General features: G+C 35.9%; 18 protein-coding genes, 1 tRNA gene, 3 rRNA genes, 1 pseudogene and 1 other annotated feature. Of the genes and pseudogenes, 1 reads left to right on the forward strand and 22 read right to left on the reverse strand.

Going from position 1 to position 22,263, the window contains the following annotated elements; translation table 11 throughout:
* Positions 1 to 58 precede the first annotated feature (58 nt).
* The 5 genes from LKE46_RS14300 to LKE46_RS14320 all read right to left on the reverse strand — a co-directional run bounded on the left by LKE46_RS14300 (position 59) and on the right by LKE46_RS14320 (position 5,385).
* On the reverse strand, positions 59 to 910 hold the full coding sequence (locus LKE46_RS14300) for a dimethylarginine dimethylaminohydrolase family protein (protein WP_291723735.1): 852 nt from the start codon (positions 908 to 910) through the stop codon (positions 59 to 61).
* Between the two features lie 24 nt (positions 911 to 934).
* Positions 935 to 2,230 (reverse strand): aspartate aminotransferase family protein, encoded by a 1,296-nt coding sequence (locus LKE46_RS14305; RefSeq protein ID WP_291723738.1) that lies wholly within the window; start codon positions 2,228 to 2,230, stop codon positions 935 to 937.
* 12 nt (positions 2,231 to 2,242) lie between these two features.
* Complete coding sequence (locus LKE46_RS14310; protein ID WP_434735199.1) at positions 2,243 to 3,913, reverse strand: M20/M25/M40 family metallo-hydrolase; 1,671 nt, start codon at positions 3,911 to 3,913, stop codon at positions 2,243 to 2,245.
* A 32-nt stretch (positions 3,914 to 3,945) separates the two neighbouring features.
* On the reverse strand, positions 3,946 to 4,305 hold the full coding sequence (locus LKE46_RS14315; RefSeq protein WP_291723742.1) for a PilZ domain-containing protein: 360 nt from the start codon (positions 4,303 to 4,305) through the stop codon (positions 3,946 to 3,948).
* Between the two features lie 93 nt (positions 4,306 to 4,398).
* Positions 4,399 to 5,385: a phosphoglycerate dehydrogenase gene (locus tag LKE46_RS14320; protein WP_291723745.1), complete on the reverse strand. Its 987-nt coding sequence runs from the start codon at positions 5,383 to 5,385 to the stop codon at positions 4,399 to 4,401.
* A 239-nt stretch (positions 5,386 to 5,624) separates the two neighbouring features.
* On the opposite strand from LKE46_RS14320, the gene LKE46_RS14325 reads away from it, so the two are divergent.
* A complete protein-coding gene (locus tag LKE46_RS14325; protein ID WP_291723748.1) occupies positions 5,625 to 5,897 on the forward strand; it encodes a hypothetical protein in 273 nt (90 codons plus the stop codon).
* Positions 5,898 to 6,036: 139 nt separating this feature from the next.
* Here LKE46_RS14325 and LKE46_RS14330 read toward each other — a convergent pair.
* The 17 genes and pseudogenes from LKE46_RS14330 to LKE46_RS14405 all read right to left on the reverse strand — a co-directional run bounded on the left by LKE46_RS14330 (position 6,037) and on the right by LKE46_RS14405 (position 22,196).
* A tRNA-Lys gene (locus LKE46_RS14330) sits at positions 6,037 to 6,112 on the reverse strand.
* 6 nt (positions 6,113 to 6,118) lie between these two features.
* A 5S ribosomal RNA gene (gene rrf / locus LKE46_RS14335) occupies positions 6,119 to 6,235 on the reverse strand.
* A 63-nt stretch (positions 6,236 to 6,298) separates the two neighbouring features.
* Positions 6,299 to 6,463 carry a hypothetical protein gene (locus LKE46_RS14340; RefSeq protein WP_291722585.1) on the reverse strand — a complete coding sequence of 55 codons (165 nt, stop codon included), beginning with the start codon at positions 6,461 to 6,463 and terminating at the stop codon, positions 6,299 to 6,301.
* Positions 6,456 to 9,342: ribosomal RNA gene (locus LKE46_RS14345) — 23S ribosomal RNA — on the reverse strand. Before LKE46_RS14345 ends, LKE46_RS14340 begins: the two co-directional genes overlap by 8 nt.
* Before the next feature lie 460 nt (positions 9,343 to 9,802).
* Positions 9,803 to 11,312, reverse strand: a 16S ribosomal RNA gene (locus tag LKE46_RS14350).
* The 16S, 23S and 5S rRNA genes sit together here with 1 tRNA gene alongside, the layout of an rRNA operon.
* Positions 11,313 to 11,852: 540 nt before the next feature.
* The gene (locus LKE46_RS14355; protein WP_291723751.1) at positions 11,853 to 12,797 is read right to left on the reverse strand and encodes a GNAT family N-acetyltransferase; all 945 of its coding nucleotides are present in this window, start codon (positions 12,795 to 12,797) and stop codon (positions 11,853 to 11,855) included.
* Positions 12,798 to 12,873: 76 nt separating this feature from the next.
* Complete coding sequence (locus LKE46_RS14360; protein WP_291723753.1) at positions 12,874 to 13,620, reverse strand: AAA family ATPase; 747 nt, start codon at positions 13,618 to 13,620, stop codon at positions 12,874 to 12,876.
* Positions 13,621 to 13,939: 319 nt separating this feature from the next.
* Positions 13,940 to 14,289, reverse strand: a pseudogene (locus LKE46_RS17765) (transposase).
* Between the two features lie 10 nt (positions 14,290 to 14,299).
* Positions 14,300 to 14,503, reverse strand: a complete 204-nt coding sequence (locus tag LKE46_RS17770) for a winged helix-turn-helix domain-containing protein (RefSeq protein WP_363316099.1) — start codon at positions 14,501 to 14,503, stop codon at positions 14,300 to 14,302.
* A gap of 23 nt (positions 14,504 to 14,526) precedes the next feature.
* Positions 14,527 to 14,784: a terminase gpP N-terminus-related DNA-binding protein gene (locus LKE46_RS14370; protein ID WP_291723756.1), complete on the reverse strand. Its 258-nt coding sequence runs from the start codon at positions 14,782 to 14,784 to the stop codon at positions 14,527 to 14,529.
* Between the two features lie 268 nt (positions 14,785 to 15,052).
* Positions 15,053 to 15,832, reverse strand: coding sequence for a PhzF family phenazine biosynthesis protein (locus LKE46_RS14375; protein WP_291723759.1), 780 nt, complete (start codon positions 15,830 to 15,832; stop codon positions 15,053 to 15,055).
* A 456-nt stretch (positions 15,833 to 16,288) separates the two neighbouring features.
* Positions 16,289 to 17,536 (reverse strand): DUF1015 domain-containing protein, encoded by a 1,248-nt coding sequence (locus tag LKE46_RS14380; protein WP_291723762.1) that lies wholly within the window; start codon positions 17,534 to 17,536, stop codon positions 16,289 to 16,291.
* Between the two features lie 35 nt (positions 17,537 to 17,571).
* The gene (locus LKE46_RS14385) at positions 17,572 to 18,507 is read right to left on the reverse strand and encodes a D-2-hydroxyacid dehydrogenase (RefSeq protein WP_291723766.1); all 936 of its coding nucleotides are present in this window, start codon (positions 18,505 to 18,507) and stop codon (positions 17,572 to 17,574) included.
* Between the two features lie 63 nt (positions 18,508 to 18,570).
* Entirely contained in the window at positions 18,571 to 19,641 is a 1,071-nt protein-coding gene (locus LKE46_RS14390) for a pyridoxal-phosphate-dependent aminotransferase family protein (protein ID WP_291723768.1), read from the reverse strand.
* A gap of 131 nt (positions 19,642 to 19,772) precedes the next feature.
* Positions 19,773 to 19,979: a binding site (T-box leader), on the reverse strand.
* Positions 19,980 to 20,138: 159 nt separating this feature from the next.
* Positions 20,139 to 20,930, reverse strand: a complete 792-nt coding sequence (locus LKE46_RS14395; protein ID WP_291723771.1) for an EFR1 family ferrodoxin — start codon at positions 20,928 to 20,930, stop codon at positions 20,139 to 20,141.
* A 24-nt stretch (positions 20,931 to 20,954) separates the two neighbouring features.
* Positions 20,955 to 21,650: a hydrolase gene (locus tag LKE46_RS14400; RefSeq protein WP_291723774.1), complete on the reverse strand. Its 696-nt coding sequence runs from the start codon at positions 21,648 to 21,650 to the stop codon at positions 20,955 to 20,957.
* A gap of 12 nt (positions 21,651 to 21,662) precedes the next feature.
* Entirely contained in the window at positions 21,663 to 22,196 is a 534-nt protein-coding gene (locus tag LKE46_RS14405) for an NAD(+) diphosphatase (RefSeq protein WP_291723777.1), read from the reverse strand.
* Positions 22,197 to 22,263: the final 67 nt, after the last annotated feature.

The raw sequence follows: 22,263 nt of genomic DNA on the forward strand, positions 1-22,263 counted from the left end.
TCCTGTCTAGATCTCTTTAAGACAATCTATATAAGTATTCGTATTTGTATACAACTAGTTAAATCCTGATCAGCGGAAATGTCATACAGTGAGGCCCTCCACCGCTTTTCAATATCTCACTTGCATTCAATTCTAATACATCCAGTCCATTTGCTCTCAGTTTTCTATTAACTTCAGTATTTGATTTCAATGATATAACTTTTCCATTGCCTATGGATTGTAAATTACACTGATGCTTGAAAACACCTTCCTGTGGAATATCAATCAACATAAATCCTCTCTTGTTCAGTATTTCAATGAAAGAATCCGGTAATGCCCGTCTGCATACTACTGCCATTTTCTCTGCCACTATATTAAAGCACATGTCAAGATGCAGATTTTCTTGCGGACATTTGACAGGTACTACACTATAACCAAATTTATTTAATCCTTCCCTTATTTCCTGTATGCCAGTTTCATTTGTTCTTGCCACTGTTCCAATAGCAAGAGTATTATCATCCAAAAACCAAAAATCTCCACCTTCAAAAATTCCTTTTTCCACTCTTGCCACACATGGAACACCTATTTTCTCCATTTCTTTTTCATATTCTTCTGTTTCCCTAAATCTGATTTTTTCTTTAAATTTTCCCAATATATATCCTTCGTATACGCAGCCGCCAAAATCTCTCGCAAAAACTTCATTTGTTATTTCTTCTTTCGGTTCCATCAACTCAACTTCTATGCCATTTTCTTTATATATACTTACGAGTTCCCTGTGTTCCTCAATACACTTCTCTATATCCAGCCCTTTATTCTGTTCAATCCATTTGTTTGCAATAACGTTAATAGGCTGCAGCTTCATATAATCCGGCGGACACAGCAGCACCTTTTTCAATATACCCGTTGAATTTCTTACAAAACCCTTGTTCATTCCATCCTCTCCTTTTAAAAAATATTATATATTGGTATGAAATTTCATGTACTCAGTTATACCTTTCTCCACAATAGTTAATGCACTGTCTATTTCATCCTTTGAAACAATGAGCGGTGCTATAAATCTTATTACATTATGATAAGTTCCACAGGATAAAAGTATAAGATTATTCTCAATGGCAAATTCAATAATATCATCTACTATTTCACTGCAAGGTACCTTGTTGATATCACAAAATTCCATGCCTATCATAAGTCCCATTCCTCTTACATCGCCTATAATTGGATACTTGTCTTTTAATTCAAGCAGTCTTTCTTTTAAATAGTCACCCATTTCCCTGCCATGTGAAATAATTCCTTTTTGCAGTTCATCTATGGTAGCTATAGCAGCAGCACAGGCAACAGGATTCCCCCCAAAAGTTCCTCCGTGAGCTCCAGAAGGCCATTTCTCCATAATTTTCTTTTTACCGATGACAGCACTTAAAGGAAAACCCGATGCTATTGACTTTGCGCATGTAAATATATCGGGTCTGACAGAAAAATTTTCTTGTGCAAACATTTTACCTGTTCTTCCAAACCCTGTCTGTATTTCATCAAATATAAGATATATTCCATACTTGTCACATACTTTCCTAACATACTCTACAAATTTTTCGGGAGGAACTATATATCCACCTTCCCCCTGAACAGGTTCCATTATAATTGCAGCAACACTATAAGGATCAACAAGTCTTTTAAAAATGTCTTCTTCAAACTGTTCTGTACACTCCATGCTGCATGATTCCATTTTCTGCTTATATGGACATCTGAAACAATAGGGATACTCTGCAAAATATACACTTGGCAGAAGTCCCTCATAATTTTTTCTGTATTTTGAATCTGAACCGGTTATGGACACAGTTCCCAGAGTTCTGCCATGAAACGACCCTTTAAAAGAAATAATGGCACTTCTTCCTGTAACATACTTTGCCAGTTTTATTGCTCCTTCATTTGCTTCCGCACCGCTGTTGCTAAAATAAACCATAGTATCATTTCCCGTCAGCTCCACTAATTTTTCTGCAAGTCTGACATAAGATTCATAATATACTACATTATGTCCTCCGTGGATCAGCTGTCTCATCTGTTCTTCAGCTGCCTTTATGACTGAATCATTATTATGCCCTAAATTACAAACTGCCACTCCGCTTGCAAAATCAAGCATTTTCCTTCCATCTTCCGTATACAAATAAGCACCCTTGCCTTTTACAACACCCAATTTAGTCGCTCTTTTAGCAACAGGAGGCATAACCTTCAAACTCCGTTCATATAAACTACTCAAAATATATCTCCCCTAACAATTTAAAAATTTATCTACAGTTTTTAATATCAACTTTGGCAGGACTTCAAATGAATAAGGCTTATATACCCTTTCAGTCCATTTATGTGCATCCTTACCATAACACCCGTAGTTAACTATTGGTATGTTAAGTTTCTTTATCTTTTGTAGTGGCACTTCATAAACTTGTCCCCACCCAGGAAAATTAGAAGTTAACTTATAAAGTTCTTCAAAATCATCATCTATCTTCAAATAGCTGCTGTCAGAAAGACTCGGGAAGAATTTCATCATTTTGAATGATTCCATACATCCATCTTTACCCATCTCATCTATGGATTCTTCTATTTTTTCTATTACTTCTCTTTCTGTCACATCTTCATCTTTTAATACATTATGCGGACAATATGGTGCCGCAAAAAACAGCACTATACATGGTTCTTTATTTTCGTACAATTTAAATACCTTTTCCACCATTTTTAAAGAAATAATCCTCAAATCCATATTCATTTCAAGAAGATTTTCCGTATATTTAGCAAGTTCTTTTTTCAAATTACCGTCAAAATTTTTTTCCACAATTTTACACAGTTCAGAATAGGTCAATATGCTAGGCTGAAAATCTATAGGTGTATATTTTTGGTTTACTTTTTCACAATAAGCTCTATAGCTCTTGTCATTTCTGCTTACTATTTTATCGAAGACTTCTACTGCTGATTTTTTCAACTTTGCCATAGTTTTTTCAGGAGATTCATTGTGAACTGCATAATTAAAATATACAAAAGCTGAAGATGGTGTCTGAACATTATATAACTTCTTTAAATCCTTGAATTTCAGGACAGATGGCGGGAGAGTATATTCTCCGCTATACTCATCACATAATTCCACATTCAAATCAATTTCATTTATAAGCTGCCCTGCCAGTACATCAGGATTCAATCCTTCAAAACACTGACCTACATGAGTTTCTTTTCCAAATATATAAAAGCAGGGAAGTAATTTTCCAACTGTTCCCGTGTAAATATATTTTGCAGTATCACCCTCATACATTGGACATATATAGTCATTATTTATAGCAAGTGAATATTCAAGATTATATTTCTCCTTTAAATCTTCAAGTACATCCAGCGCTTCTATTATTCCCGTATGTTCATTTTCCTCTACCGGATTTGACATAAACAATATATTGCCCTCTATGTCTTTAATTTTTTTTGAAAGTTCTTTTAAAACTATTAGATGTACTGCATCACCGCTTTTCATATCAGATGCTCCTCTACCAAACAGCCATTTTCCACTATCAAGATCTTTCCTTACATCATTTGGAAGATCAAGGTTTTTGAGCTGTCTTTCAAATTCAACTGGATTAAAGGCATATTCGGAAAGCTGTCCAAAATCATCAACTCCAACTGTATCCATATGACCGTGTAAAATAATAGTTTTCCCTGATCTTTTCTTCTCTCCTCTCAAAAATGCAAAAACATTTTTCCTGCCTAACCTATCATTTTTTAGCTCTGTCTGCCAGACATAATCTTCGTTTATTTTAAAATAATCAATACTTTTTATATAATTATAAATTTTATTGCTTATATCAACTTCTCCCTTTGTGCCATTAACACTGGGAACCTTAACCAGATCTATGGTCAAATCCTCAATTTCCTTGCTAATTAAATTTGTTTCCAACAACTCCATCATATACATCACCCCTTAATCATTTTTAATTCTTTCTATAATAATTCTTGTTTTAACATTTCTCTGTATGTATTTTCTAATGCAATAAAATTACCTCCAATAAAATAACCTCTATCATATAAATTTGCATGTGTAACTCTAACTGTTGAAGGTATGCTGATGCTATTATATTTAAATATCAATTCCAATAAATCATTTTTCTTAAATTCAACTTCTGATAAAAAACCTATTCCTGAAATGGATACATCCACAGCAAATACCTGATAGTTGCATTTTGTATAATTAACACCTGTAATTTTAAAATTAGCATCATATTTAATTCTTTTATTTACTCTCTTATCTTTTTTAATTATTTGCTTTCTATTCATCAAATGACTGTAACTATCATTTTTCATAATACTTGTTCACTCCTAAAAAAAATTATTGGACACAAAACATCTAACAGCTTTATATATGTATTTGTATTTGTATACAATTAAAATAACTTTTTAATATCCCCTATCAAGATTGACTATATTTTTTAACTTCTCGCCTGATTTATATCTCTTCATATTCTCAAATACCAATTGATATAATCTCTTTTTAACATTCTGGGAAATCCAAAAATTATGTGGAGTTATAATAACATTATCTAAATTCCATAGACAATTATCCTTCTGTAAGGGCTCTTTTTCAAAAACATCAAGAACAGAAGCCTTTATTTTTCCATTTTCTATATACTTTATCAAACTTTTTTCATCAACTACCTCTCCTCTTGAAGCATTTACAAATATTACACCATCTTTCATTTCACATATGACATTTTGATCCACAAAATGATAAGTTCTATCTGTAAGAGGTAATAGACATATGACTACATCACAACAACCAATTTTGTTTTTAATACTGTCAGAAGGATAGCATTCGTCAAAATATTCAACTTTTCTTCCATTTGTATTAAATCCTAAAATATTTACACCGAAACTATTAAGCCTTTTTGCTGTTTCATAAGCTATATTGCCCGTTCCTATAATTCCAATAGTGCTGCCATGAAGCTCCAGAACAGTAGCGCTGGGTTTCCATAATCTATTCTCTTTATTCTTGTAAAATCTATAGCTTTCTCTGTATATTGAAAGTACGCTTGCTATTATACTTTCCGCAATGGGTATTGCATATCCCTCTCTGTTGTTTGTCACCAAAATACCCTTACTCTTTACATAATCTACAGGTATCTGGTCAAAGCCATCACTGTCAAGTTGAATCCATCTTAAATTTTCAAGTTTACTTACATTAAAATGTAAGAATGGGTTATATGTAAACATAACCTCAACATTCTTCAATTCATTTGAATATTCAAGTTCATTTTCCTTTTTAAAAATAATTTCAAAACCAAGCTTTTCAATTTCCTGAATTTCATTTTTCCCAAGATTAATAGTAAATAGTGCCTTTATTTTCAATCCATCACCCCTTGCTGGTTTATTTAAAACCCCATGCATTATTATATAATTTATAAATATGCTATCACATTTTTATCTATTTTACAATATTTTTATGTAATTCTATCAAAAAACTATTTATGACATTATTTTTATAGCTTATATGGTATAATTTGTTCATTGGCACTAACTAAAAACTCCTATAATTAAATAACTGGATGTGATAAGTTGATTATTAAAAGAAAAAATATATTTTTTATATTCACTCTTGCTTAATGTAACAAAAATATTCAACACACATGTCAAAACAAGTATTTGAAAAAATAAATGTTTATAAAATATATGCAGTAAATGACCTAAAATATAAAAAACCCTTTAAAGTAGATTTTAGTTTAAAACAAAATTTACAGAAAAATATAGGTAATGTAATTTATGTAAATATGACTTACTCAGTTATTATAAAAGATTCGCAAAACAAAGATGTTGGTGCCTCAAAAGATGTGCCTATAAAATTTACTATTAAAAAATTAAACAATACATGGTATATTACTGATAAAGAAGAAGTAGCTTAAAAACATTCAGATATTTATCATGCCCAACCAAAGACGTAATTTTAGTGAAAAATCCAAATCAGATCTTGTAATTGAATTCTTTAAATAAAAAAGTATTGTAAAACTATTTTAAAAAATAATTTTACAATACTTTCTACCTTGGTGGCTCACCGGGGAATCGAACCCCGGACAACATGATTAAAAGTCATGTGCTCTACCAACTGAGCTAGTGAACCATAAAAACCCGGCAGCAACCTACCCTGCCACAGGGCTTCCCCTGCAGTACTCTCGGCACAATGAAGCTTAACCATCCTGTTCGGAATGGGAAGGGGTGTTACCTTCACGTCATAACCACCAGATATTTGACATAAATCATTATCAGCTTCATATCTCTGCGTCAAAGTTCTCACTGCGGTGCTCATTTACGTAAGTAAATTCCGCTCCTCCTTCAAGCTTTTCCTTGATCTATTCGCTGCTAATAATTTATTTACTGTAAACTCTACAGCAAATATTGAAAACATGTGTATTCCATATGGAATACTGCTCTGTTCCCTGAAAATTGCACAGTAAGATGAATGTTTGGTCAAGCCCTCGACCTATTAGTATCAGTCAGCTGAACATGTTGCCATGCTTACACCCCTGACCTATCAACCTCGTGTTCTCCGAGGGGTCTTACCAGCTTACGCTGTGGGAAATCTAATCTTGAGGTGGGCTTCACGCTTAGATGCTTTCAGCGTTTATCCCTTCCCGACATAGCTACCCAGCCATGCTCCTGGCGGAACAACTGGTACACCAGAGGTCAGTCCATCCCGGTCCTCTCGTACTAAGGACAGCTCCTCTCAAATTTCCTGCGCCCGCGACGGATAGGGACCGAACTGTCTCACGACGTTCTGAACCCAGCTCGCGTGCCGCTTTAATGGGCGAACAGCCCAACCCTTGGGACCTACTTCAGCCCCAGGATGCGACGAGCCGACATCGAGGTGCCAAACCTCCCCGTCGATGTGAACTCTTGGGGGAGATCAGCCTGTTATCCCCGAGGTAGCTTTTATCCGTTGAGCGATGGCCCTCCCACGAGGTACCACCGGATCACTAAGCCCGACTTTCGTCCCTGCTCCACCTGTATGTGTCGCAGTCAGGCTCCCTTCTGCCTTTGCACTCTTCGAAGGATTTCCGACCCTTCTGAGGGAACCTTTGGGCGCCTCCGTTACTTTTTAGGAGGCGACCGCCCCAGTCAAACTGCCTGCCTAACAATGTCCCGTGACCAGTTTCATGGCCGCCGGTTAGAATTCCAGTACTGTCAGGGTGGTATCCCAACGTTGGCTCCGCCAGGGCTGGCGCCCCGGTTTCCATGCCTCCCACCTATCCTGTACAGACAATACCGAAACTCAATGCTAAACTGCAGTAAAGCTCTACGGGGTCTTTCCGTCCAATCGCGGGTAGCAAGCATCTTCACTTGCACTACAATTTCGCCGGATTTGTTGTCGAGACAGTGCTCAAATCATTACGCCATTCGTGCGGGTCGGAACTTACCCGACAAGGAATTTCGCTACCTTAGGACCGTTATAGTTACGGCCGCCGTTTACTGGGGCTTAAGTTCATACCTTCGCTTGCGCTTAGTATTCCCCTTAACCTTCCAGCACCGGGCAGGCGTCAGCCCCTATACTTCAGCTTTCGCTTTAGCAGAGACCTGTGTTTTTGATAAACAGTTGCTTGAGCCTATTCTCTGCGGCCCCTTTCGGGGCACTCCTTATCCCTAAGTTACGGAGTTAATTTGCCTAGTTCCTTAACAACAATTCTTCCGATGGTCTTAGGATTCTCTCCTCACCTACCTGTGTCGGTTTGCGGTACGAGCACAAACTTGCTCCATAGAGACTTTTCTTGGCAGTGTGAAATCGGATACTTCTCCTTAATTGGATCCCTGTAACACCTCAGCATTGACCGGATGGGTTTTCCTCCCCGGCCTGCCTCAGTGCTTAGACACACATCCAGTAGTGTGCACATCCTATCCTTCTGCGTCATCCCTTCTGTCAAACGCCAGTTTGCGGTATCGGAATATCAACCGATTGTCCATCGCCTACGCCTTTCGGCCTCGGCTTAGGTCCCGACTAACCCTGGGCGGACGAACCTTCCCCAGGAAACCTTAGGTCTTCGACCAATAAGATTCTCACTTATTTCTCGCTACTTATGCCAGCATACTCTCTCCTGTACAGTCCACAGCTCCTTACGGTACTGCTTCTATCCGTACAGGATGCTCCTCTACCACCCTTTCGGGTCCATAGCTTCGGTGGTAAGTTTTAGCCCCGGACATCTTCGGCGCAGGATCTCTCGACTAGTGAGCTGTTACGCACTCTTTGAATGTGTGGCTGCTTCTGAGCCAACATCCTAGTTGTCTTCGAAATCCCACATCCTTTTCCACTTAACTTACACTTTGGGACCTTAGCTGATGATCTGGGCTCTTTCCCTTTTGACCGAGGATCTTATCATTCCCGGTCTGACTGCCGTGATTCAAGTATATGGCATTCGGAGTTTGATAGGGTTCAGTAACTGTTGTCAGCCCCTAGCCCATTCAGTGCTCTACCTCCACTACTCATTCACGACGCTAGCCCTAAAGCTATTTCGAGGAGAACCAGCTATCTCCGAGTTCGATTGGAATTTCTCCGCTATCCACAGCTCATCCCATGGTTTTTCAACACCAACGTGGTTCGGTCCTCCACGGAATTTTACTTCCGCTTCAACCTGGCCATGGATAGGTCACCCGGTTTCGGGTCTACTGCATGCAACTAGACGCCCTTTTAAGACTCGGTTTCCCTTCGGCTCCGCACCTTAAGTGCTTAACCTTGCTGCATACCGTAACTCGCTGGCTCGTTCTACAAAAAGCACATCGTCGCACGTTAAAGTGCTTCGATCGGTTGTGGACACACGGTTTCAGGTTCTCTTTCACTCCCCTTCCGGGGTTCTTTTCACCTTTCCCTCACGGTACTTCTTCTCTATCGGTCACCAGGTAGTATTTAGCCTTAGGAGGTGGTCCTCCCTCTTTCCCACAAGGTTTCTCGTGTCTCGTGGTACTCTGGTACAGACTGGAACTTTTTCAGCTTTCACCTACAGGGCTTTTACCTTCTATGGCGGAGCCTTCCAGCTCTCTTCACTTAACCTATTGTTCTCTCTGTCTGCCCGAACCCCAGAAACAAGTTCCTGGTTTGGGCTCTTTCCCTTTCGCTCGCCGCTACTTGGAAAATCGATTTTTCTTTCTCTTCCTCCGGGTACTTAGATGTTTCAGTTCCCCGGGTTTACCTCTATAAACCTATGAATTCAGTTTACAGTTCAGTGCTTCCACTGTGGGTTTCCCCATTCGGAAATCTTCGGTTCTCAGACTATTTGCGTCTACCCGAAGCTTATCGCAGCTTATCACGTCCTTCGTCGGCTCCTGGTGCCAAGGCATTCACCATGCGCCCTTTGTAGCTTGACCTAAAGAAAATCCATATTAGCTTCGCATTTCATCGTCAAGTCTTTCGCTGTGGTGCTCACTTACACAAGTAAGCTCCGCTCCTCGCTCAAGCCTTTCCTCGAACTGCTTGCTACTATTAATTTTCCACATATATCTACAAAGGTTATTTCATTAACCTCAGCTTTACTTTACTTTCATGAAGTCTTTCGACTTCTCTTTTTTCTTACTGTACAATTTTCAAGGAACAATTTTGAAGAATATTGAATAACCTGATCCTTCAAAATTAAACAGAATAAAAAATTGTTATTAACTTCGCATCTTTTCGTCAAAATCACTCACTCCGGTGCTCATTTACATAAGTAAACTCCACTCCTCGTTCGCGTTTTTCCTCAATCTGCTCGTTACTATCAATTTTTCAAGTTACTTGCTCAAACAAAATACCAACTTTTATGGAACAGTGTCCTGTTCCTTTTCTCCTTAGAAAGGAGGTGATCCAGCCGCAGGTTCTCCTACGGCTACCTTGTTACGACTTCACCCCAATCACTAACCCCACCTTCGGCCGCGTCCTCCTAAGTTAGACTACGGACTTCGGGTGTTGCCAGCTCTCATGGTGTGACGGGCGGTGTGTACAAGGCCCGGGAACGTATTCACCGCGACATGCTGATTCGCGATTACTAGCAACTCCAGCTTCATGCAGGCGGGTTTCAGCCTGCAATCCGAACTGAGAGCAGTTTTTGAGTTTGGCTCCTCCTCACGGTCTTGCTTCTCTCTGTTCTGCCCATTGTAGCACGTGTGTCGCCCTGGACATAAGGGGCATGATGATTTGACGTCATCCCCACCTTCCTCCGCGTTAACCGCGGCAGTCTCGTTAGAGTGCTCATCTTTCATGTTAGCAACTAACAACAAGGGTTGCGCTCGTTGCAGGACTTAACCTAACATCTCACGACACGAGCTGACGACAACCATGCACCACCTGTCTCCCTGCCCCGAAAGGCTTCGCCTGTCTCCAGGCTATTCAGGGGATGTCAAGTCCAGGTAAGGTTCTTCGCGTTGCTTCGAATTAAACCACATGCTCCGCTGCTTGTGCGGGCCCCCGTCAATTCCTTTGAGTTTTAATCTTGCGATCGTACTTCCCAGGCGGAGTACTTATTGTGTTTACTGCGGCACAGAAGGGGTCGATACCTCCTACACCTAGTACTCATCGTTTACGGCGTGGACTACCAGGGTATCTAATCCTGTTTGCTACCCACGCTTTCGTGCCTCAGCGTCAGTTACAGTCCAGAGAACCGCCTTCGCCACTGGTGTTCTTCCTAATCTCTACGCATTTCACCGCTACACTAGGAATTCCGTTCTCCTCTCCTGCACTCCAGATATCCAGTTTGAAATGCAGCTCCCAGGTTAAGCCCGGGTATTTCACATCTCACTTAAACATCCGCCTACGCACCCTTTACGCCCAGTAATTCCGGACAACGCTCGCCACCTACGTATTACCGCGGCTGCTGGCACGTAGTTAGCCGTGGCTTCCTCTTCTGGTACCGTCATTATCGTCCCAGAAGACAGAGCTTTACAATCCGAAGACCTTCATCACTCACGCGGCGTTGCTGCATCAGGCTTTCGCCCATTGTGCAATATTCCCCACTGCTGCCTCCCGTAGGAGTCTGGACCGTATCTCAGTTCCAATGTGGCCGATCACCCTCTCAGGTCGGCTACGCATCGTTGCCTTGGTAGGCTTCTACCCCACCAACTAGCTAATGCGCCGCGGATCCATCTCAAAGCGGATTACTCCTTTTATCCTGAATTCATGCGAATTCAGGTCTTATGCGGTATTAATCTCCCTTTCGGGAGGCTATCCCCCTCTTTGAGGCAGGTTACCCACGTGTTACTCACCCGTCCGCCGCTAAGTCTCCCCCGAAGGGGTTCCTTCGCTCGACTTGCATGTGTTAGGCACGCCGCCAGCGTTCGTCCTGAGCCAGGATCAAACTCTCAATTTAAAAGTTTGCTTGCTCATCTAAAAATTGTCATCAGCTTCGCATTACTTCGTCAAAACTCTCACTTCGGTGCTCATTTACACAAGTAAACTCCGCTCCTCCTTCAAGTTTTTCCTCGTCCTGCTCGCTCCTGCCAATTTTGGCATGTTACAAATTGTAATATACTGGTTCGATTTCTTAATTACTGCATCTCTGCAGCTCAAAAAAATTGCTGGTTTATTTCTTCAAGTTTTCACTTGTTTCTATTCTGTTTAATTTTCAAGGATCATGTCTCTTCTTTCGCCGCCTCTTTGGACAGCTTTTATAGTATATCATCTCATCTCATGTTTGTCAACATTTTTTTATCTTTTTTTCATTATGCTTCAATGAGTTGATATTACTGACTTCTGTCATCTTTTGAGACAACGAATGTTATTATATCACAGCTTATTATTCTACAATTTATTTATTTTATTATAATACAAGTTTATTTTATCCTTTCTTCTCTTTTCTATTCATTTCTCACTTTTTTATATATGGATACGCTTGGTTATGTTTATATTATTATACTACAGGATTAATCCTGTAGAACGTTATATGATCTCTCCATTTTCCATTTATAAATAAATAACTACTATTAATTCCTAATTCACTAAAGCCACATGCTTTAAGCACCATTTGGGATTTCAAATTATCTATAAGAGTAGAAGCCTCCAATCTATGGAGATTCAACTCTTCAAAGGCATATTTTATAACAAGATTCAAAGCTTCTTTCATATAGCCCTTCCCCTGTTCGTCTTCATCTATGGAATAACCTACAAAAGCATTCTTAAATACTCCTATGACTATGTTTGACATCTGTATTTTACCTATCAATTTTGAATTCTTGTATATACCAAAATTTATATTCTTGCCATTTAAAAAATCCTTATAACTTTCAATAAGATTCTTTTTCTGCGTGTCCAATGTATAAAAATCCTTTTCACGATCAGGTTCAAATCTTTTGAGATAATTTTTATTCTTTAAATAATAGCTGAGAATATCTTTTTCATCTCCAGGTACAAACACTTTGATTTCTATATTTTCCCCTCTTATACGTAAACCTTTATTTATATTAATACTTTTAAACTTGTTGAAATCAAATCCAAACAATATTTCATTCCTATACTTCGCTCCAGACTTTATACTGTTTGATATTATACCTTCGAGTTCAAAACCTAAATCAACAAATGTGTCTATATCTATATTTTCATCCGCCAGTATATTTATTTTATTTAAGTTCATATCCTGAAATAACTGCTTTACAAGTATATCAAGAGAATCCATCAGCAACTTATAACTTGTATTCCCGGACTTATAAAATCTGATTCTAAGCAAGCCATATTTATTCAGCCTGGAAAAATCAATTATAAACACTCTCCCTATAGTTATACCTGAATTATCTCTTATAATATATTCCTTATTGCTATCATTAACTGAATCAATCGACACAAATCGTTTCTTTAGCATTTCTACCTCTCCCAATTATAAACTATGTATATTATAGCATATGCTCTACTCCACATTTAGCAAAACTTTATTCAGCTTAATCATCAATTAAAATATCAATCATCCTATTTTTATTATTTATAAAACTCTTCATAATTTGATAGTTTTCAGTTTCCTCATACTTGACAACCTCTATCTTTTCTTTTATTTCATAGATAGTTGCTTCAGGATAGGCCATAATAATCGGAGAATGTGTTGCAATAATAAATTGTGAGTTCAATTTAGCTAATTCGTGTATTCTCGAAATCATAGACATTTGCCTTGCCGGCGATAATGCTGACTCTGGTTCATCCAATATATACAGTCCATTACCTCCAAATCTATTCATGAATACAGAAAAAAATGATCCACCGTGAGATTGCTTATGCAAGGATTTGCCTCCATAAGAAAAAATTAGCCCTGGACTTTCTCTATCAAGTTCATCAATATTAGTTGCAAGATTATAGAAACTTTCTGCTCTAAGAAAAAATCCATCCTTAGGCTTTCTTACTCCCCTGACTAACCTTATGTAATTATACAATTTCGAATGTGTATCCCTGGAAGAAAAGTTAAAATTGATTGTTCCCCCCTCAGGATTAAATCCACAGGCAACTGCTATGGCTTCTAAAATTGTTGATTTTCCCGAACCATTTTCTCCCACAATAAACGTTACTTTAGGATGAAATGCCAGACTTGATAAATTCTTTATTATAGGTAAGGAATAGGGATATTCTGAAAATGACTTTACTTCATTCCTTTTTAGTTCAATACTTCTCAAAAACTGATTACATTCTAATAATCTCATATTTATCTCCATATTATTATCAATACTGCCTGATTTACAATATATATCCAATTACATCATAATATAAGGGATAAGATTTATCAATATCTTAATCTTATCCCTCTAAATTATTTTATTTAAATTTCAATATAAAGGTCAATATTTTTGAACCTTTTTTCTTGTCCCTTTTCAATAAAATCTCCAATCTTTTTTACTACGTATGCAAACTTTTTTATGATGTCGTCAAAGATTTTTAAGGAAGGACATAGATGGCACATCATATCATAAAAATATTGATATATCTTATGCAAAACATTAATCCGTAGATATTTAACTAACATTATGCATTAGAATTTATTTCAAAAGATTCTATATAGATGGTGGAAGAAATACAAGCTCCAATCGAGGGGTAAGCCTTCAGGAATGGCTGAATGAGTTTTGCATTGTGAATACGAGAATTGTCCAGGATCATTACAATCTTTCCATCAGGATACTCGTGTACTATTTCTTGTAGAAATTTGAGGAATACCTTGCATCATACTTTTCATCTTCACTGAAATATATTTGTCCAGTTTCATAGTTTAATACACCTAGAAGCTTGACTCCTCTATGCTTTCCGGTAGTGGGAATAATTCTTTGTCTGCCTTTGATAAACCATGTTTTTGCTATAGCCTGATAATCCCGAATCATTGACTCATCTTCAAAAAGAATATGGTCGATAGATCCATATATCAGTTTTTTTTAAAAGATCAAACTGCTTCTTGAATTCTTTCTGTTTTGACTCATCAGCTTTTTTCAAAAAATATGTTGGCCGGATGAAACTCAAATTATTTCTGTATAATACTTTAAGCATTCCTCTTTGACAGTAAGAAACACCATAAAATTTCATTACCAGCTGCCTCATTGCTACCTTATTATCGTAGTATCTCAGTTTTTTCTTGCGGTAAAACCTTCTTCATCAGGAGTACTGGTTGTAATTATTTTAACTAGTTCTGATTCTTGATCACCGGTTAAATGACGGGGGACTCCCGAGCTTTTACCCATAGCCAGACCTCTTATCCTGAATAATTTATACTTTTTAACATAAACACCTAGGGTTTGAGAAGATATATTGTTCATATAGGCAACTTCATTAAGCTTGTATCCTTGAAGATAGTTAAGAATGACTATGTATCTTATATGCATTCTCTTATTTGAGTTATTTTTTGATGCTTGGTTGATTTCTCAGTATAATAATTTATTCTATCATGTACCCTTTTCACTCCAGTTCACCATCCTATAGTTAGAATTATTATATTTTTATAATTCCACTATTTAGTGAATTTTATTGCAGAATTTATTGGAATGTTGCTCGTATGTTTCTTACTTTTTATATAGAAGTCATACCTTATCCTCTCTTTAAACTATTATTTTCCTTGTATGCCAATTATAAAAATTAGAATTATTCAATACTTCAAACATTGATATATCCTTCTAAGTAAAAAGCAGCCTCACCTGATATCTCTACTTTATCTCCTAGATCTCTACAATATAAAATTCCACTTCTATCGGATAATTGGCGTGCTAAAAATTTATCTTTATTCAAAACTTTCTTCCAATATGGTATTAATGTACAATGTGCTGAACCTGTTACTGGATCTTCACCTATTACAGAATCTGGAATAAAATACCTTGATACAAAATCAATATCGTTTCCTTTTGATGTAACTATTATTCCAAATGCATTTATTTTTTTTAACTTTTCCATATCTGGATTTAGATTAATGATATCTTCTTCCTTTTCAAAAACCGCCATATAATCTCGTGATTTATATAACTCCAAAGGTTTCTTGCCTAATGCTTCTACTAATTCCTTTGTAATATCACATTTGTTTCCTTCTCTTGATGGAAAAACCATGGTAAGTAGAGTAGCTTTCTTAATAACCTTTAATTTACCACTTTTTGTATCAAAACTTATCTCATTTAAATCTTTTTCTAAATATTGAAATATAACATAAGCAGCCGCTAATGTAGCATGACCACACAAATCTATTTCAAATTCTGGCGTAAACCACCTTAATTCATACATATCTCCTTTCTTAATAAAAAAAGCGGTCTCTGATAAATTATTTTCCTTGGCTATTTTTTGCATTATATTATCATCAATCCATTCTTCTAATGGACACACTGCTGCTGGATTTCCTCTAAATAGTTCATTTGTAAATGCATCAACTTGGTAAATTGGCATTCTCATTTCTATCTCCTTTATTTTCTAAATTTCTCATTTTCAATTCTTATTAGATGACTTATAAAAACAATCTAAATTTCTATACTAATTATATCCTTTTTAATTAAATATGGTATAACAAATAATATCTTTCAATATTTTTTATTTCTTAGTTAATCTTTTTTGGCTGGGACAACTATTATAGTTTTACGACAAAGATTTACGACGCTCTAAAATTTCCAGCATCCGTCTACCCACCTATCCATCCCATTCTTTCTCCCACCAAATCTTCAAAATATTCACATCTTATAATAAAGTCTGAAAAAAATTATCCACAAAACCATCATTTTTACCTTCAATATATTCACATTAATCACATGTTTATTATAATAAAATTTGCAGAAAAATAACATGAGAAACGGGATAAGATTTATCAATATCTTAATCTTATCCCTCTAAATTATTTTCTATTTAAATTTGTATTTATTTTAATTTATGAACAAACAACCCGCTCCTAAGTTTAGGTTCAAACCATGTAGATTTAGGCGGCATTACCCTACCCTCGTCTGCAATTTTCATCAGTTCTTCCAAGGTAACTGGATACATGGAAAATGCCAATTTATATTCTCCGCTGTCTACTTTATTCTCCAGCTCCTTAAGCCCCCTTATTCCTCCTATAAAATCTATTCTGTCATCCTGCCTCGGATCTTCTATACCAAGAATAGGATCAAGTAAATTATTTTGAAGAATAGATACATCTAGATCCGAAACTACATCCCCATTTATATAAACATTTCGTTTCGCAGTAAGTTTATACCATATGCCTTCGATATACATTCCATAGGTATGCTTCTCACAAGGTTTATATTGCCCCCATCCCTTATAAATACTTACTTCAAATTTTTCACTTACCCTGTTTATATAATTTTCAATTGTAAGTCCATTCAAATCTTTAACTACTCTATTATAGTCTATAATATGCAAATCAGAATCAGGAAAAACTACAGACAGAAAAAAATTAAATTCTTCATCTCCAGAATAACTTCCCTTTTCTTTTCTTCTTTTAATACCTACCTTTACGGCTGATGCAGCCCTATGATGACCATCTGCTATATAAAGACTGTCGATTGTTTTGAATATATTTTGTATATCCAAAATTGTATCATCATTGTCTATAATCCATACTGTGTGAATTACCCCATCTTCAGCAGTAAAATTATATATAGGTTTTTTTTGTGTCCATTTTCTTATTATATTTTCAATACCCTCATTATGTCTGTAAGTCATGAATATAGGTCCTGTATTTGCATCACAATAATCAACATGATTTATCCTGTCCATCTCTTTGTCCTGTCTTGTATATTCATGTTTTTTTATGTGATTATTTATATAATCATCAATAGAAGTACATCCTACTATTCCTGTCTGGCTTCTCCCATCCATAGTCAATCTGTAGATATATAAATATGGCTTTTTATCCTGTATCAGTATATTTTGAGAAATCATATTTTGAAGATTTTCTCTTGCTTTTTCATATACGCTTGTATCGTATATGTCTATATTTTTATCCAAATCAATTTCGGCTTTGTCTATATGAAGAAAGGAATACTCATTTCCTTTTACTTCTTCTCTTGCTTCATCACTACTCATGACATCATAAGGAAGAGCAGCAACTTTCCGAGCCAGATCTTCTCTTGGCCTTACAGCTTTAAATGCCTTTATAATAGCCATCTTATCCTCCAATTAATTTCTATGAACAATAAAATTTATTCATTTATAACTTTTTTATGTGCAACACTAAAAAAATTCTCAACTATATTTACTATCTCAATGCCAATCCTTTGCTGTGCCTCCTTAGTTGAACCTGCTATATGAGGTGTTACAGACACTCTTTCATTATTTACAAGTTCCTGATTTGGTTCAGGCTCATTACAAAATACATCAATTCCAGCTCCAGCTACTTTTCCTGAATTAAGTGCATTAACAAGTTCAATCTCATCTATTACCCCGCCTCTAGCACAATTTATTATATATACTCCATCTTTCATTATATTGAACTGCTCTTTTCCAATTACAGCCCTGTTATTTTTGCCAAATGGAATATGGACTGATATATAGTCCGCCTTTTTCAGCAGGTCATTCAACTGATAAAAGGTATAATCGTTATATCCCTTTGCCTTTCCCAATTTATCATAATATATTACTTTCATGCCCATTGCATAGGCCCTTTTTGCAACTTCCTTTGCTATTCTTCCAAAACCTATAAGTCCAAGTGTCTTACCATACAACTCTACACCCTTGTATTTTTTCTTTTCCCATTTTCCCTGTCTCATGGTAATGTTCGAATTGCTTACATATCTTGATATTGTCAGCATATGTGCAATTGTCATCTCTGCTACTGATACAGTGCTTGCATTGGGAGTATTATTTACTTGAATTCCATTTTCTCTTGCATATTCCACATCTATATTGTCGAGTCCTACTCCACCTCTTATTATAAGCTTCAATCTTCCACCTTTTGCAATGTCTATAAGTGACTTCCTTATCTTGGTGGCAGATCTCACTACTATTACATCAAAATTCTTTATCTGTTCTTTTAATTCTTCTTCATCATAATGTTTATCTATAACCTCAAAGCCATCTTCTACAAGTTTATCTACAGCTATTTTTTCCATTCCGTCACTAATCAGTATTTTTATCAATTTAAACCCTCCTAAATAACAAAATATTTTTAAAATTACAAATAAATAAATTCCAACATAATCCTATAATTTGAGTATATCGTTTATATTGTCCAACAATTCCTTTATATCTCCCAGAGTAAACTCGGCCATATGTGCTATTCTAAAAGCTTTTCCCTTTAATTTTCCATAGCCGTTTGAGATTTGAAAGCCTCTTTGCCCAAGCTTTTTATTTAAATCTCCAATATCAATATTCCTGGTATTCTTTATATTTGTTACAGTATTTGATAAATATCTCTCATCTGAATAAAGTGCAAAATATTTTTTTGCCCAGTTTCTTACATATTGAGCCATTTCCAAATGTCTCTTATATCTATTTTCAAGTCCTTCTTCCAGCATTTTATCCAATTGATAATCCAGCGCAAACATGTGCGAAAGTGAAGGAGTCGATGGATACTGATAATCTTTTTTATGGATATAGTCATATAATGACAGCAAATCAAGATAATATCCTCTGAACTTTATCTTTTTTGCTCTCTCCACTGCTTTCTGTGAAAAGGAGCATATGGACATTCCCGGTGGAAGACCTATAGCCTTCTGTGTAGAAGTAAGACATATGTCGACTCCTAGTTTGTCAACCTCGATCTTAGTACCTCCCATGGAACTTACTGTATCAAGACACCAAACTACCTCTGGATATTTCTTCAATACTTCGGCTATTTCCTCAACAGGATTCATAACACCTGTAGAAGTTTCATTATGAGTTATACATAGTACATCATATTTACCTGTAGAAAGTACTTTGTCTACTCTTTCAACATCTACTCCTTTTCCCCATTCTTCTTCAAATAAATCAGAAGCTACATTGTTGCACTCAGCTATCTTGTGCCACCTGCTTCCAAATGCCCCTACTGAAAATACAGCAGCCCTTTTTAGTGTACTGCATCTTATAGCACCTTCCATAAGACCTGTACCTGATGAAGTAGAAAGCAAAATTTCTTCTTTTGTATAGAATACTTTTCTCAACTTGTCACTAATACGTCTTTGAAGTTCTGATGCCTCTTTACTTCTATGTCCTATCATAGGTGTAGCCATTTTTTCTAGTACATCCTGTTCTACTTCTACTGGTCCCGGAATAAATAATTTTTTATGCATTCTTTTACCTCCCAAATAAAGTTGCTTTAATGGTGCAAAGTTATATCTTGCTAAAGTGATTACATTAAAACTATACCATTTTATAGCTTTGATCCCTCAAAACTATAAATATAAAACGCGAGTCAATATCCCATAGGGACGATTGACTCGCGTTGCCACCCTTATTGATTATATTAAAATTCAAACATAATCCTCTCATATTGAATAACGGATTTTCCCGTATTACTCATCGTAATAATCCTCCAAGGCGGATTCACTCAAGATAAAAGTACCAGCTCACACCAAATACCAGCTCTCTAAAACTTTACCTAAGTTACTTTTCTTATCATAGGATACTATATTCTGATTTACTACAATCTCAAATTTATTTATAAGATTGTAATTTATTATAGAATTTAAGATTTAATATGTCAATAGTTTTTCAATAATTTTTTAAATATATTTATTGTTTGCTTTATTATATAATATGAATATCCACTTATAGTTGTGCATGAATTCTATTCATTTATTTTCATTGAACGGAGAATATTTTTCTGGGTTTGATCTATCTTTCTATGTTTATATCTTATTGCATTTATGGGACAAATATGTATACATCTCATGCATAAAATACATTTGCTATTGAATACTGCATGTCCATTTTCAAACGTTATATTCTTTTTAGGACAGTTCATAAGACATATTCCACATTTTCCACACTGTTCTGTTGATGATATATTCTGGGATAATTTTGGAATAGTACTTCTAAAGACTTTATTAAAAAACTTGCTGAATTGAACTCTGAATTCATTATTTGACTCGATTAAAATTTTATCGTGCATAAATTTTTTTACAATATGCTCTATTTTTGCTTCTGCATTTGAAAGTAAATTTTCAATACTACTTTTATCAGGTTTTTTTCCTGCAGCAAAATAATAATTATTCGGCATTTTTATATATGTCTGTATTACAATTCTATATCCCTTTTTTTTGAGATATTTTGACATAAAACATGGTGCGGAAGATGATTTTGCAGATTGCGTAGAATATACTATGGCTTTAATCTTTCTATTATTAGGTTTAATTTGACGTAAAAAATCACACATAATCTTAGGTGGAAATTCTGCATGAACCGGAGACCCTATAACTATAAAATCATTTTTTTTAAAACATTCACTTTCAACTTTCTCCGTATCTTCCACACTTATTAATTTTAAATCTACTCCATAAGTTTTAAAATTGTCTCTAAACCTATCTGCCGCCCATTTAGTATTGCCAGTACCGCTAAAGTAATATAAAACACCCTTCATATTAACTCCTTCTAAATATTTAATTTAATCCTCTCTGTTGTGCTTATACTTTTCTTCATATTTTTCTCTGTATTGTACCATTATTTCACTTAATATATCACTTGCGGTTGGAGGAGTAAATGTTATCGCATTGGCCCCGGCCTTTATGGTTTCCCTTATACTCTCATCCGTAAGCCCTCCTGTAGCTATTATTGGGAAAGTAGGGTATTGCTCTCTTATATTTTTAACTATTTTATCTGTCTTGTCCGCACCAGCTACATTTATTATTGTAGCGCCTGCATCTATTCTTTCTTTTACATTCTCATATTCTGATATCAAAGTTACTATTATAGGTATATCTATCGTCTCTCTTATCTCATGTATAACTTCATTCGATGTATTGCTGTTTACAACGACTCCCATAACCCCTTTAAATTCTGCGTCTAATGCTAAATTAACAACTCTTCTTCCAGGTGCAATTCCTCCTCCTACACCACAAAATACCGGAATATCGGCAGCTGAAACTATAGCATGAGTTATAAGCGGTTGAGGAGTAAAAGGATATATTGCAATAACAGCATCGGCATTCGTATTTTTTATAACAGCTACATCCGTACTAAACACAAAAGATTTTAACCTTTTTCCAAATATTCTTATCCCGCTTGCTTCTCTTATAACCTCCGGCAACTGAATAGCATGTCTCTTTAAAATACCCTTTATTTCCGGTACATACTTAGCCATTTGTATACCCCCTTATAATTCCTTTTCTGAATTATTTTCCACATCATCATTTTTATTACCCAGTATCTTAAGAACTTTTTTTACTATCTTCTTACCTATAACGTCTTCACTCATCTCACAAATAGCATCCTTAAGATTAGCCCATTTTAATCCCTCAACTTCAGATGATTTTCTAATTTCTCCTCCATTATATTTAGCCATAAATGTAAGCATGACTATTTCCTTGTTGTTCACATACTCGCTTCCAAGATACTTCAATTCCTTCACTTTAAGTCCCGATTCCTCAAATACCTCTCTATGAACAGTTTCCTCAACTGTCTCACCGGTTGTAACATAACCTGAAAGCAATACCTTGGAATTTTTATATATATAACTCTGTTTGAGTAATAGTATTTTATCTTCGTTTAATACTGCAACTATAATACATGGTTTGGGTGTATCAAAATAAAATATATCATCATATGGACAGTAGGGTACTCCACCCTCATCCCAGCTATATCTTTCTTCTAACTTTCTTCCACATATAGGACAATATTTGAATTTCATAATTTTTATTTGCTATATAAGCAAATTACACCCCCTTTAAAATAGTGCAACAGCTACTAAAACATGC

This window comes from Clostridium sp. (genome assembly GCF_022482905.1).
GTDB lineage: Bacteria > Bacillota > Clostridia > Clostridiales > Clostridiaceae > Clostridium_B.

Coding starts and splice junctions, on each gene's coding strand:
- LKE46_RS14300 (WP_291723735.1), bottom strand. CDS start 910: ATGAACAAGGGTTTTGTAAGAAATTCAACGGGTATATTGAAAAAGGTG.
- LKE46_RS14310 (WP_434735199.1), bottom strand. CDS start 3,913: ATGATGGAGTTGTTGGAAACAAATTTAATTAGCAAGGAAATTGAGGAT.
- LKE46_RS14315 (WP_291723742.1), bottom strand. CDS start 4,305: ATGAAAAATGATAGTTACAGTCATTTGATGAATAGAAAGCAAATAATT.
- LKE46_RS14320 (WP_291723745.1), bottom strand. CDS start 5,385: ATGCATGGGGTTTTAAATAAACCAGCAAGGGGTGATGGATTGAAAATA.
- LKE46_RS14325 (WP_291723748.1), top strand. CDS start 5,625: ATGTCAAAACAAGTATTTGAAAAAATAAATGTTTATAAAATATATGCA.
- LKE46_RS14355 (WP_291723751.1), bottom strand. CDS start 12,797: ATGCTAAAGAAACGATTTGTGTCGATTGATTCAGTTAATGATAGCAAT.
- LKE46_RS14360 (WP_291723753.1), bottom strand. CDS start 13,620: ATGAGATTATTAGAATGTAATCAGTTTTTGAGAAGTATTGAACTAAAA.
- LKE46_RS17770 (WP_363316099.1), bottom strand. CDS start 14,503: ATGAGGCAGCTGGTAATGAAATTTTATGGTGTTTCTTACTGTCAAAGA.
- LKE46_RS14370 (WP_291723756.1), bottom strand. CDS start 14,784: ATGCATATAAGATACATAGTCATTCTTAACTATCTTCAAGGATACAAG.
- LKE46_RS14375 (WP_291723759.1), bottom strand. CDS start 15,832: ATGAGAATGCCAATTTACCAAGTTGATGCATTTACAAATGAACTATTT.
- LKE46_RS14380 (WP_291723762.1), bottom strand. CDS start 17,536: ATGGCTATTATAAAGGCATTTAAAGCTGTAAGGCCAAGAGAAGATCTG.
- LKE46_RS14390 (WP_291723768.1), bottom strand. CDS start 19,641: ATGCATAAAAAATTATTTATTCCGGGACCAGTAGAAGTAGAACAGGAT.
- LKE46_RS14395 (WP_291723771.1), bottom strand. CDS start 20,930: ATGAAGGGTGTTTTATATTACTTTAGCGGTACTGGCAATACTAAATGG.
- LKE46_RS14400 (WP_291723774.1), bottom strand. CDS start 21,650: ATGGCTAAGTATGTACCGGAAATAAAGGGTATTTTAAAGAGACATGCT.
- LKE46_RS14405 (WP_291723777.1), bottom strand. CDS start 22,196: ATGAAATTCAAATATTGTCCTATATGTGGAAGAAAGTTAGAAGAAAGA.